The organism is Acidisarcina polymorpha, assembly GCF_003330725.1.
In the GTDB taxonomy this organism is placed as follows: Bacteria; Acidobacteriota; Terriglobia; order Terriglobales; family Acidobacteriaceae; genus Acidisarcina; species Acidisarcina polymorpha.
The window spans coordinates 4,960,384-4,973,596 of record NZ_CP030840.1 but is presented as its reverse complement, the minus strand read 5'-3'; the positions used below and the strand labels follow the sequence as shown (position 1 = coordinate 4,973,596).

The following is a 13,213-nucleotide window of genomic DNA, read 5'->3' as shown; positions in this document are numbered from 1 at the left end:
TAGTATCTCACCGGGTTTAGATATTCCTCATTCTCAGGTTGGAGATCAATCCGCTGCCATTCCGCCTCTTGCTGCTAAGGATTCCCGTGATCTAATAAACTAAGATGATTATCATCAATAGCTTGTGGCGTTAATTGAATTCGGTGAGGTCGGCTGGCTCCTTCTGCGAGCGGCGGTCTTGACTCCTCTAATTTGCGTATGTTACAGCTACTACTTTAATGAAAAAAGAGCCATCCCTTCAGGAGGCGGTGCGACATGCTGCAATCCCTCTCGGTTGAGGACGTGAGCAGAACTATCCCTCATTGGGAAAGCGTTCATTCAGTTGTGGAGTCGCAGATCCGGGCTGACGGCTTTCATGACTGGCCGTTTATCCCCTCATTTCCCGTCGATGTACGCGCTTTCTCATTTGGGGAGCACCGCAGCGTTCGACCGACCTGGCACGATTACTACGAACTGCTCTACGTTTGTTCCGGCGAAGCGCTATACGAGGTACAGGACCAACAGTTCCAGCTCCGCCCTTTGGACTTGATGATCGTGAGCGATTCCCTTTATCACCGCTTGAGCAAGGTAGTGGCGGTGCCGTTTAAAGCCCTGGTTTTGTACTTTATGCCCGATGTGCTCCGCGCCGACGACAACTCAGGCGACCATGAATTCTATCTGAGCTCTTTCCGCCTGCAGCGGGAAGGTTTCCCCCATATGATCTCCGGGGAAACCGGAGTGCCGATGCAGGTACTGCGTCTGATGGTAAAGATCCGCAACCTGCTCCCGGCCATGGACGCCGACGCGCAACTAGTGGTGCGCACCTACCTTGAGATGGTTTTAGTGCTGCTGATGAATCACGACAAAGAGCAGCTCAGTCTCTCCATTCCGCTGAATCGAAACCACAGGAGCTTGGAGCGAATGCGGCCCCTCTTCGATTTCATCGAGGAGAAGTACCGGACCGCGATCCCACTCTCAACAGCGAGCGCGATCGCCGGCATGAGCAAACCGCACTTCATGCGGTCGTTCAAGCGGGCAACCGGACAGTCGTTCGACACGTATCTGAACCGTTTCCGCATCGCCAAGTCGCAGGTTCTACTAGCCACTACAAATATGGCCATCTCCGCAGTTGGCCAGGAAGTCGGCTTTGCGGACCAAAGTTACTTCGGTTTGGTCTTTCGCCGGTTAGTCAAGGTCTCTCCGCGCGAATACAGAAACAGTGTGCAGGCCAAGTGAAGAGTGGATCGTTTCGCTGAGCGCGAAAGAGGGAAGCAGTACCTACCTCGTGATTGGCCCGACGCTCAGGATCAAGTCGAGCACCGAGGCCCTCGCCAGAGCGTCCCGCTCGATCCACCAGCTGTGCACCGGCGCCGCCGAGCTTAATACCCTGCACGTAAAGCTTGGCGGGTGCACCCACCCCGCGAGTGCGAACATCGCGTCGCGCAAGGTGCAGAACCACCCTCAGGAGACCCCGGCGTACTGAATGTGAGTCCGCCAACGCCAGGAATTTGGTCTTAATCCACGGCCTTCACAGGCAAATTTGGCGTAGAAGACTCAACCCGAACATCAGACGTGTGCCTCACCTCGTCGAATGCCATCAGCAAAACAGCTATAAGGGCCAGCAGGATTCCCGCGAGATTGTAGCCGCCTGGCAATTTCCGATAGATAAGCAAAGAAACTACGATGGTCACCAGTGGAAAGAGGCCGTTCACGGTAGGAACAACGATGATGGCCTTCCCCTCACGTACTGCGTAAACAAACAACAGACAGCCAGCGGCATTCAGGGTCTGGATGATCGCAGTCCATCCGACCCCTTTGATCGAGCTGCCTTGGAATCCGCCATTCATCGCGATTGCAAAGGGGCTGAGGGCGATACCAGTCACGGTCATGTAGAAGAACAGCTCCTCCGAGCTGATCGCGTTGGCTGAAGACTTCATGAAATATGCTTGCAGACCCCACATCAAGAAGATCGCGATCGTCAGCACCAGCCAGAAATACCCGTGCGCTGAAGCGGTGGTAGGCTCTTGGATGGCCAAGAGCAAAATCGCTGGCAATGAAAGAAGGATTCCGGTCAGAGCCATCGGATAGGTTCGTTCTTTCAAAAGCACGAAGGAGAGAACGATCGTCACCGCTGGGGAGAGACAGATGATCGGGAAGATGAGGTAAGCCGGGCCGTCTCTAAGCACCCAAAAAAGAAGCAACTGTCCTGCCGCTCCGGAGAAGCCCACGGCACACCCGTATCCGATCGCGCGCGCGGAGGGCGTCAGTCTCCACCCGATCTTGCTTAGCGCGATAAAGCAGAAAGGGAGCATCGTCAACGACCAGACAGCGTAACCCAGAGTTGGCGGAAATGGTGGATCTAGCCATTTCTCCGGAATCTCGGTGAGCGCACCCCATAGTCCCCAAAGCAAGGGAACGGCCAAGGACCAAAGCAGCCAACGAGGAAATCTCATCGGTTCTGCTCCCCGGCTGCCGCGGGCGACTCTTCTAAGTCACCTAGGCCCCCCTCGTCCTCGACAATGTAAGAACAGAGGCGGAAGTTGTCGCAGTCCTCGCCGCGAAGCTCCGCGAGGCTCTCCGCCGCGATCTGGGCAGGAATGATGTCGATGGCAAATTGCAGGGCCGCAGGCACAGAGGGCAACTTGATGACGCATTGCGGTGCGGTGGAGTCCAGATCCTGGCCAATCAGCAGCACGTGTGCGCCGAGTCTCTCCAGATCCGCCGCCAAGGTGAGATCCTGCACGCGCAACCGTTCGGCGTCGATCCACATGGCGACGCGCAACCCTTCCCTGACGATCTCCTGTGGACCGTGGCGGAAGCCGCCGGTCGTCAGTGCAGTTGCGGGCGCTTTGGCGGTCTCCTCCCATAGAAGCCTTGCCTCGTGAGCCGAGGCAAGGCTAGTTCCTCTCGCAAGAAAATATGTGGGGGCATTACCATCGAGCCATCCGCAGGTCTTGATAATGGCTCGCCAGCCCTCAATGGAGTTCGCCGTCTGATGGATGGCCAACCGCAGCTCGCCGGCCAGGGATTCGACGGGTTGGCCCGCCGTGTTCAGCGCCAGGAGCGCCGCCGTCAGCGCGATCGCCGAGTAGGTGGAGATCGACACGCTGTGATCGAAATCGGTACTGGTGTAGAGGGAAACGTCGGCCTCCAATGCCAACGAACTCTCCGGATTATTGGTGATCGCTACGATTACGACGCTCTGGTTTTTACATTTCTCCAACAGCCGGATGATCTCGATACTTCGGCCGCTTCTTGACAACATCACAACAACTGCGCCCTTCGACACCTCCCCAAAATAGAAAAGCTCCGAGGCGTCCATGAGCACCGCTGAGACGCCGTACCCGTGTAAAATGGCCTGCATCGCCATGCCTGCATGCCAACTGGCGCCAATGCCCACAATGAGCACTGAACGTGCGGCGCGCAACAAAGACGCCGCGCGCTTCATGTCGACCGCGCCGATCGACACCGCATGAGCAAGTGACGCCGACAATTGCGCGGGTTCCTTCAAGATATCGGCAAGTACCCTGGTCATAGCCTTTCCTCAGCGAGCTGAAATTCCGCAATGCGCTCGATACGCTGGCCGCGTACTCCACCGCGTTGCTCAAGACTGCCCACCGCGCATCGATGACCGAGCTCCATGCAACTGAGGATGTCCCAACCGGTCAGCCATCCGCAGAGAAAGCCGGCGTCGAAGTTGTCTCCCGCGCCAGTCGTATCTACGACCCGAGACGGAAGTCCCAGTTCGGCATTCGGAGCGATATCCCATCTCTTTCCGCGGTGAAATGCGCTCGCTCCTTCGGCCCCTCGTTTAATGACGACCAACGATCCATACTGCGCAAGCATCTCGCCTGCATCGTCGACGTTTCTCTGGCGTGATATTGCAAGCGCTTCGCGATCGTTGGGAAGAAAGACATCGACATTGATCAGAAGCTCATCGACGCCCGTCCACTGGTTCGCGGGGTCCCAATTCGTGTCAAACGATGTAGTGATTCCCCGATCGCGGCACAAGGCCAGCCATTCCCGCCAAGAAGGACGCATTGCGTCCAGCAGGTAGTAGCTGCATAAATGAAAATGGCGACAGAGCCGCAGCATCGTTTCATCCAGATCGTCCGGACGCATCGCGTCGATGGTTCCCAAGTATGTGAGAATCGCGCGATCGTCGGGTTCTGAGAGCGCTATACCGATGCCCGTTTTCAAGGTGTCGTGAAACTTCAACAAGGAAACATCCACTCCGCTTCCCGATAACGCATCCATGACCATCTTGCCGAAGGGATCATCGCCAACTACGCCCAAAGCCTTGACACGCGCGCCCAGCTTCGCCATCTGACTGGTGAAAATACCTGCCGACCCTCCGATCTCGAGCGAGCCGTCATCCAGAATCTGTTCTGCCTGGCCAAAACGAGGGCGCACGTCGCCTGTAAGGATCAGATCCACGCAATAGTCTCCGACCGCGACTACATAACCCCCGCCTGTGGCTCGCATCACTTCCTCTCGCTCCCTCTGATAAATCACTTCCGTCTTGGAGAAGGCTGTCAGTCCGCACCCTCGTTGAATTGATGACTACTCTCTGCGCAGCAACCGTTTGATTGCGACCCGTTAACACCTTCCACAGAAGACGGCGGCAGGTCATTGGCAGGGTTATGATCGAAAAACCCGCTGGGCTTTAAAAGAAACCCGATGTAGGCCGTCGGCATCACCGGATAGTCCTCGAGACGTGGGAGGTGAGTGTGCCCGAAGGTGTACCAGAAAACTACATCCTGATCGGCTATCCCGCGGTCCCGCGCTGTCCATGCTGGCAACCCATCTCCACCCCTGCTCTGGTTGGGGAAGTCACCCGCAGCAAACTGTTCCGATTCAGAGAAAGGTGTCACCCAGACGTGATGGTCGACAAAGCCGGCGCGCTTTCTCCACCATGCCTCGGGCGAGGCAAAGGGCACCGCATTGTCGCCCGGAAAGAACTTATATCCGACTGGCTCGCCGGTGGCGTTCTTCACGTTGGGATTGACGATCCTCCACGTACGCGCGGCTGTGATGTCGAGATTCGCTTTGGCCTCGCTCTCCCGTGTCAGCGCTTTGGATTGCGCGTAAAACGCGTTGTGGAATGGATTGTCGTCGCCCCCGGCACCGGCAATCACATCTACTTGGTAAACGGTGTTCCTCTCTCCATCGATGTCGAAGTCTAGGCGGGCGTTGAAAAAGTGCTGATGGTTGGGAGCATAAAGCAAAGGGGCGATCATCGTGCCATACTTCGGCGACTCGCCTTCCCGAACCGTTCCCAAAGAGAGGATTCCGGTCAACTTGATCTCGAACTGGATATTGCCGTCGAGATAGAAATACCAGAAGAAGCCATACTCATAGTTCTCAACTGTCGAGATCGAAGAGATCACAAGCCTGCGGGAGCGGCGCACCTCTGGACGGTCGGCCAAACGCCGGTCCGTGTGCTTCCATAAAATTCCAAAGTCCTCTTCGTGGATACAGATCGCATTGGGGATTGTGTAAACCTCGCCGCGGCTACTCGCAAGATGAGCGTCGAGATATTCGATATGGCCGAGGCAGTCACAGCCGAGCCGCAGACTGTTGGCGCAAGCACCCATGCCGTACTCTCCAACGTCGAACGCATTCTTGCGCGCCTGTGTCGGAGCCGGGTCACCATAGGGCACAACCATTTCGTCCATGGAGGCGCGATAAAGAATTGAGCGCTTCCTGGCACCATCCTGATAACAGATGTTATGCAGTGTCAGGCCCTCGCGTGCGCTGAAGCCGATCACCAGTTCCCAGTCTTGCCAACGAATACAGTGATTGACGAGGCTGAATCCAGGGCCTTCAGGCTGGGAAATGTGCAAAGGACGCAAGTGCTCATTGCGAAAGAGGATCTGCCCCGCAGCATAATTGCACCCGTTGGGAGGCAGCTCCCATTTGCCGTACTCCTCAACTCGGATGACCTCCATCTTGTTGATATCCACAACTGGACGAAGGCCTTCGATTGGACGCGCATAGCCATTGTCGTTTGCCTCGGCGCGGAGGAAGCACAGCGGCCTCGTGAGACGTTGCGTAGACTCCTCCTCAGCCCCATAATTACCCGCGCTCCAGATATCTACCATGACCAAAGAGGTGTCGTTTAACCCATACTGGCGCTTCAGTGCGTCCTTGAAAAGTGGGCTATTCAACACGGCCTGCTCGCACTCGACTTGTTCGTCGACCGTCAGTGTCGGCTGCGAGCCCTCAGGCGCAATGATGATCTGCACGATTTCCTGCCGAGTCAGATTGAGGTCCACGGTCTTGACTTCTCGCGTGGCATTGTCGAGTGTGACTGCGGTTGCTTGGCGATCAATTCGCGGGTTGTCGGGCCACCGGTAGACGAGCGCCTTCCCCGGCTCTTTGAGGGTGATACTGATAATGCGAGTGGTTGCGAGGAATTCGCCGCCGGCCTGGAGCACGGACACAGCGATCTTAAGTTCAGCCGCCGACAAGGGTTCAAGCGGGTGTCTGTGGTCTGTTTTGCCAGCCGCCTCTTCGACGCACTCCGTAGTTGCCTGCTCTTTGTATTCAGTCCACATAGAGTCCACCTCCATCCAATTCTCTTGGTCAGATCGTGTAGTGAACGGCCAGAAAGGTTGCCCAGCGTATTTCGACTATCGCTCCACTCCGAACTCCAATTCATTGGCCCAGTGCGTTTCCCAATCATTGTGAAAGGTCATCCCGTTGTACTTTGAGACGCTACGGCCGGCGGCCAGTTCGTGCGCCGGAGCCTTGTTGTCATTGACCCGGCACGTGAACTTTACGGTCTCACCGGCATCGAATCGGCGCTTGACATCCGGCATCTCGCTCCAAGGAATCGCAGCCTCCACTTGGCGTTCGTCAGCGGTTTGGCGCACCACTAGTTTGCCGCTTTTCACCGGGCCGCCATCGATCGGCGATTTCGGCTGACGCGGAAAAAAATGCTTTCTGGGAATGCCCGGCGCTTGCAGACGCCAAATTTCCGTTCCGCCACCATAGGCCGAAGCCACGGGATTGAGTGCATATTCATAGTCGGTATCCCAGTAAGTGATAAAGCGCGGCATTACCCCTGGCGGATGCGAAAGCCAAGGCTTGCGGTCGAGAACGTTGAACGCGATCTGCACGTTGTCGTGTTCGCTCGAACCGGAGGGGACATCGAAGTTCTTACGGTAAGAGTAGTGACGAACGCTCTTAGGCCATTCGAACTCCTTGCCATCGAGCGAGGTCACACGGTCAGGATAAAAATAGGAATCATCGTCGCGTGTGGCAAATCGAAGCATGCCTGGGTCGGGAGTGGTGTCGGGAATCTCCGCAGCGAAATAAAAGTACCGTTCATCATAGGCGACGTATGCAACTGAGGCCGCTGTAGTGCTCGAAGACTTATTAGCCCGGTCTTTGAAAGGAAGCCACGCCTTTTCCGTCAGGCTCACATCGACATCGCGGGCGGGGAGTTGCTCCGGCAATACTCCGGCCCAATCGGAGAGATCACCATCAACGGTGATCGTGCGGTGGACGATCGTGTTTACATGCATCGTTTCGGAGTGCGTGACGCTGCCATCGACCCCGGCGTCAAAAGTCGCCTTGAGAGCATAAAGGTTGGTTGGATCCGGCTGACCGTCTAGTACATTAAGGCTGATTTCGCGGGTCTCGTTGGGTTTCAACTCGACGGCCGTTGAAGCGGGGTTGAGAGTCAAGCTTCCGAGAGTCGCAGTGAGACGTCCTTTCACTGAGCGATTCAAGACATTCGTCAGCGACAACCGCAGGGCCGGGTGCTGAGAGACAGGCTGAGTCAGGTCGCGGGCGACTATCTCCACTGGATCGTACCCGGAGGCTTTCGCGGTGCGCAGTTCGCGCAGCAGATTATCAAACGAACCCGGCGCACCATTGGTACGAAGGAAATATCCCAGACCGTTCAGCGGCACAGTGATTGCGCCTCCGGTAAACGGCACGGGATTTCCGTAAAAGTCATAAAGCACAAACTCGTTACCGGGATTTTGAATCGTGAGCTTGGCATCTGGCCGTAAGGCGACCGAACGGAAGAGAGTACGGGCCGGCTCATAAAGCTTGGTCAAGTCGCCCATCACCACTACGGTCCCGTCGTCACGATCGCTTTTTTCGGAGTCGACTTTCGGGAGTCCGTCAAAAACAAAAACCCACGGCAATCCGTTCTGAAAGAGGAGTTGATGGAACTCGCGCTGACCAATAAACTTCTGCGTCGCGGCCACCGCCGCAGCCGGAGACCACGCCTGCACGATCGGATATACGCTACTTCCGATCTTCACATTCTTACTGTCGTAGACATTCCCGTCGAAGATGCCGGCGGTTCGGCTCTGTCCCTGTGCGCGCATCGAGGCGATGACGCCAGCGACGCGGTCCTCAGAGTTGGCCATCCAGCTCTCCGTGTCCCAGATCCGGACCGGGCCATAGGAGCCTTCCCGCGTGGTCCACTCGCGGATGAGCGACGGCGCAGCCAGGGCCTGATAGTGGATGCTGGCAAAGTCCAGCCACTTCAGGAAACGATCGGAACCGTCAGGAAATAGCTTGTCAAGGGTGTTCGACGACGAACAGGTTCCTCCGATGAGAACCTTGACTCCGGAAGATTTACGGGCGGCTTCGACACCAAGCGCCATGTGTGTGAAGATGTCGCGGTACCGCGGAATGTCAGCGCCCCAGCCGGAAATGGACACTGCTTCCCATGGCTCGTTCCAGAGTTCGACCGCGTTGAGATTGCCGCCAGGCCAGCCATATTTTTCCGCGATGGTTTGGGTCCATTGCTGGAACTCATCGTCGTACTCGGGCGACCAGGCGCGGTCGTCCTTAGTGTCGAGCATCTTGCTTTCGGGCGAGAGCCACGTCCGCGGGCGATTCAGAGGCTGGTCGCGCATATCATCTCCAGCGCCAATGGTTAACATCACGGTCACATCGTGTTGTTTGGCCCATTGCATGTAGCGATCGAGACGATCCATGTCCTGCGCGTAATGTGGAGCGGTCTTCAATTGATAGGGACCGCCCATCCGCATGCCTTTAATGCCCAGCTTCTCAAAGAGCGTAAAGACGCCCTCATTCATGAATTCATCCCAGGTGGTGTCGAGGGCGTAGGTGGGGAACTGGACGCGACCCATATCCGGCTTTACCGTCCGGACGAAGGTTCCGGCAAATACCGCTCCATGCTGCGGAAGGTGGACAATCAGCGCGTATCCGCCAAAAGGAATACCGATCGCGGGATGAACGATGACATCCTGCGAGCCCCCCGCAGGAACGTCGACTTTGATAGCCGACGGAGGCTCATCTGAAATTTTGAAAATGTGGGGCGTCCATACATCGCCCTCCGGAACGCTGGTGCCGTAACGCACTACTGCGGCGATACCTGTCGCCGAAAGCCTCACAGAGGTTTTGTTGATGAAGTGCAATGTTACGTCGGCCTCTTCGCCGGGCCAAAGGACGTTGACCATGTTGGTACCGGACGCGCCAACGGTCGTGACCGCAATCTCTTCGACCGAATAATCCGTGGTTTGATCCTGCTTGCTGAGGTTGAAAGCCTCGGCGAATCCCGGCATCGAAGAGCCAGTCACCATCTGCCCCTGACAGTCCAGACAAACAGAAAAAATCGTGATTAAGGAAAAAGCCCAGACTCGGCGCAGCATCGTTGGCCAAAGGGTACAGGCGTGAGCGCGGTCTGGGATGTGAGAATCGGCTACAACAATCTTATGAAACTATCCTACGAAGACGGGACGCTCGACTCAGTGTCCGACCGCTTCATGAATGGTAAGCACCTGGTCGGCGGCCACGTCCGTCAAAATTTGCCTGATCCCACTAGGCCACACGATCTCAATTTGTTGAACGGTCTTGTCGGGACCCAGCCCAAAGTGCACACGCCTGTCGCTGGCCGAGCCGTAGCCGACGCTGGTGGTGGCATGGTTGTAGTGCGTTCCGCCGGCCGAGATCACTTTGATCTTCGCTCCGAGGCCATCGCGGTTGCTCTTGCTGCCGACCAGTTCAATTAGCAGCCAATGATTGCCAGATCGGGTGCGGTTGATCCAAATCTCCGGGGGGGAATTGAGGCAGTTCGTCACCGCGTCGACTAAGCCGTCGTTGTTGAGATCGCCAAAGGCCGCGCCGCGATGCGCCGCCGCAATTTGAAATGCCTTGCCTGCTGTAGCGGAAACGTCGGCGAATGTCCCGTCTCCATTGTTCCGCAATATTGTGTTCGGTAGCTTGTAGGGAAGATTGTCGATGATCTCGGAGTTATCGAGAATTGCCGCGTTCGCAATGAAGATATCCTTCCATCCGTCATTATCGAAATCGAAGACGCCGGTTCCCCAGGCCGTCAGCTTACGCGTCAACGCGCCAAGCTTCGACGCCATGGTGCGGTCCTCAAAGAAGTCTTTGCTGGAACTACGAAACAAAGGGAAGGTGTCGCCTCGCATCGCGGTGATAAAGGCGTCGGGTCGGCCATCATTGTCGATATCGCGGAAGTCGACACCCATACTCGCGATGCTCTTGCCGTCTTCGTTGTAGGCAACTCCGTCAAGAATGCCGACTTCGGTGAAGGTGCCATTGCCGTTGTTGTGAAAGAGGAAATTGCGGAAGGTGTCATTGGTGACAAAGATATCCACGAAGCCGTCGCCATCGTAATCGGCAAATGCCACCCCCATTCCCTTCCCTGTGTAACCCAGAATTCCGGAGGGCTCGGAGACATCGGTGAAGGTGCCATCGCCATTGTTGTGAAAAAGCAGATTAGACGTCCCCGCATAACTGTTCGGCGAACAATAAGCGCGAATGCCCTTGGTAGTGCATGTCACATCTTTGGCGATGGACCACTTGAGGTAGTTGATGACGATCAGGTCTAAATGGCCATCGTTGTCATAATCAAACCATCCCGCTGCGACGGAAAATCCTCGCACTAGATCGGGGTGCGCCTTGAGCAAACCAGCTTTCGCCGTCACATCGGTAAAGGTGCCGTCGCCGTTGTTGTGGAAGAGTTGGAAGCCGTTAGCCCCGGTGACAAAAAGGTCCTGATGGCCGTCGTTGTCGTAGTCGGCAGCGGCAACGCCCATCGCGTAATAATCGCCCCGTACGCCCGCGGTTTCGGTGACATCGGTAAAGGTGCCGTCGCCATTATTGCGATAGAGGCGGTTGAAGAACCTGGGGTCGGACTTGTCGAGATCGGGCAGACGCGCTCCGTTCGCGAAGTAGATATCGAGCAGTCCGTCGCCGTTGTAGTCGAAGAGCCCCACGCCCCCAGTCATCGTCTCAATCTGAAACTTATGGGGCGACGACGAATTGTCTTCCTTGAAATTGATTCCCGAGGTTGCGATGGCATTCTCGAATTCAATTGGCACGACGGTTTGAGCGGCAAGAACTGATGGCTTTAGACCGGACCCTGCATACGAGTAGGAGATATCGGCAATCGCCGCAGAGGTCAGGGCAAGAAAGTCCCGTCTGGAGAAAAGCCTATCCTGAAAAAACCCGAACTCGATCTTCCCCATGCTAAGGATGCGGCTTCCCTTCTGGCATCGGCTCGATGACCTTCACGATCTGGTCTGCCGCCGTCGGCCCAAGCTTTTGAACAAGACCGCTCGGCCAGCGTATTTCGACCGACGAGGCAGATGTTTCTTTGCCCAGCCCAAAGGGCACCCGGCGGTCGCTCGAAGACATAAAGCCTACGCTGGTCGCGACATGGTTGAAGAGCTTTTGCCCTGCTGCGGTGGTCACTTTGACCTGGGCACCGATCGCGTCACGATTGCTAATGGTCCCGCGCAAATCGAAGAGCAGCCAGTGGTTTCCGCTCAAAGCGCGGTTGATCAGGATGCGCGGCTTTTGTCCAAGCGAAGTGACCACGATGTCCGGGTACCCGTCATTGTTGAGATCACCGAAGGCCGCACCGCGCTGGAAGCCCGTGAAAAGAAAATCCTGGCCCATCTCGGTGGTCGCATCTACAAAGTATTTGCCATTCAGGTTCCTGAACATTGAATCGTGCTGCTTTGCGTTGGGTCCGAGATTGTCCACATCTCCATTCGCCGAATAAATGTCCTTCCAGCCGTCGTTGTCATAGTCGATGAAACCCATGCTCCATCCAGCGATGGGTCGGCTCAAATTCTCAATATTGGACTTTCGCGCCGAATCGTCGAAATAGTGACCCTGGTTGTTTTTGAAGAGGCCGAAGATTTGGCCAGCGAGATCGTTGTATGCAACGTCCGGCAGCCCGTCATTGTCATAATCCTTTGCGTCGCTTCCCATTCCGGAGACGGAAGACCCCCCCTCGTTGTATGCCACGCCATAAAGAAGGGCTTGTTCTCTAAATTTGCCTCCACCTTGATTGATAAAGAGGAAATTCCTCTCCGTATCGTTTGCCATGAAGATATCCATCAGGCCGTCTCCGTTGAAATCGGCGATAGATATCCCCATACCTTTTCCGAGCACGCTCCCTATTCCAGACGTCTCCGTGACATTCTCAAAATGGCCGTTGCCAAGATTGCGATACAGACTGGGCGAAACACTGACCACGTCCCGAGGGCTGCAGTAGGACTCGACGATCTTGCTGCCCGCTTTGGCCTCGGCGGTGTCCCCCGAAGCTACACGGAAGCAAGGTTTGTCCAAATGAGGGTCCCAAAGCGTGTAATTGGAAACGATCAGGTCTAGCAGGCCATCATTATCAAAGTCGAACCAGGCCGCGCCTACACTGAGGAGCCCTGCCTTCTTATCATCCAGCCCTGAGTTCGCGGTCACATCCGAAAACGTCCCGTCGCCGTTGTTGTGGTAAAGCGTATTGCGGCCCGCACTGGCGACAAACAGATCCTCCCTGCCGTCATTATCGTAGTCCCCGGCCGCTACGCCGAAACTATAGCCCGTTTCCGCGCCTTTCAGTCCCGCTTTGACGGTCACATCCTCAAAGGTCCCGTCGCCGTTGTTGCGCAATAGAGCGTTGTCGTAGGTAGTCCCAACCTTTTGAAGTTCGGGAAGCTTGGCCCCATTCGTGAGAAAGATGTCCATTCGACCGTCGTTATCGTAATCGAAAATCGCCACCCCCCCGCACATAGGCTGCGGGAAATACTTCCGCCCTGTGTAGTCATTGTTGGTTTTGTAGGAGAAGGTGGAACGCGGGGCCACGTCAAGAAACCATCCACCCCCGACAGATTGCTGGCCACTCATGGTAGCTGCTGTCCTCCAGCACAGCCAACAGCATATGGAGACTTTGATCAGCAGGCTCGAGTGCCAACCAAGCCCCTCGAGT

The 13,213-nt window shown here is 56.1% G+C and carries 9 protein-coding genes; 2 read left to right on the top strand and 7 right to left on the bottom strand.

The window, feature by feature from the left end:
• The first annotated feature begins 255 nt into the window (after positions 1–255).
• Positions 256–1,215: an AraC family transcriptional regulator gene (locus ACPOL_RS21040; RefSeq protein WP_114208796.1), complete on the top strand. Its 960-nt coding sequence runs from the start codon at positions 256–258 to the stop codon at positions 1,213–1,215.
• Positions 1,199–1,462, top strand: coding sequence for a hypothetical protein (locus ACPOL_RS21035; protein ID WP_114208795.1), 264 nt, complete (start codon positions 1,199–1,201; stop codon positions 1,460–1,462). The genes ACPOL_RS21040 and ACPOL_RS21035 overlap by 17 nt, the downstream gene beginning before the upstream one ends.
• A 31-nt stretch (positions 1,463–1,493) precedes the next feature.
• Here the strand turns inward: ACPOL_RS21035 and ACPOL_RS21030 are convergent, their stop codons facing one another.
• The 7 genes from ACPOL_RS21030 to ACPOL_RS21000 all read right to left on the bottom strand — a co-directional run bounded on the left by ACPOL_RS21030 (position 1,494) and on the right by ACPOL_RS21000 (position 13,131).
• A complete protein-coding gene (locus ACPOL_RS21030; RefSeq protein ID WP_114208794.1) occupies positions 1,494–2,432 on the bottom strand; it encodes a DMT family transporter in 939 nt (312 codons plus the stop codon).
• Positions 2,429–3,514 (bottom strand): SIS domain-containing protein, encoded by a 1,086-nt coding sequence (locus ACPOL_RS21025; RefSeq protein ID WP_114208793.1) that lies wholly within the window; start codon positions 3,512–3,514, stop codon positions 2,429–2,431. Before ACPOL_RS21025 ends, ACPOL_RS21030 begins: the two co-directional genes overlap by 4 nt.
• Positions 3,511–4,464, bottom strand: coding sequence for a carbohydrate kinase family protein (locus tag ACPOL_RS21020; protein ID WP_114208792.1), 954 nt, complete (start codon positions 4,462–4,464; stop codon positions 3,511–3,513). Before ACPOL_RS21020 ends, ACPOL_RS21025 begins: the two co-directional genes overlap by 4 nt.
• A gap of 50 nt (positions 4,465–4,514) precedes the next feature.
• The gene (locus ACPOL_RS21015) at positions 4,515–6,539 is read right to left on the bottom strand and encodes a primary-amine oxidase (protein ID WP_114208791.1); all 2,025 of its coding nucleotides are present in this window, start codon (positions 6,537–6,539) and stop codon (positions 4,515–4,517) included.
• A gap of 75 nt (positions 6,540–6,614) precedes the next feature.
• Positions 6,615–9,554 carry a hypothetical protein gene (locus ACPOL_RS21010; RefSeq protein ID WP_114208790.1) on the bottom strand — a complete coding sequence of 980 codons (2,940 nt, stop codon included), beginning with the start codon at positions 9,552–9,554 and terminating at the stop codon, positions 6,615–6,617.
• A gap of 165 nt (positions 9,555–9,719) precedes the next feature.
• Positions 9,720–11,468 carry a CRTAC1 family protein gene (locus tag ACPOL_RS21005; protein WP_114208789.1) on the bottom strand — a complete coding sequence of 583 codons (1,749 nt, stop codon included), beginning with the start codon at positions 11,466–11,468 and terminating at the stop codon, positions 9,720–9,722.
• A gap of 1 nt (position 11,469) precedes the next feature.
• Complete coding sequence (locus ACPOL_RS21000; protein ID WP_161557482.1) at positions 11,470–13,131, bottom strand: CRTAC1 family protein; 1,662 nt, start codon at positions 13,129–13,131, stop codon at positions 11,470–11,472.
• Positions 13,132–13,213 lie beyond the last annotated feature (82 nt).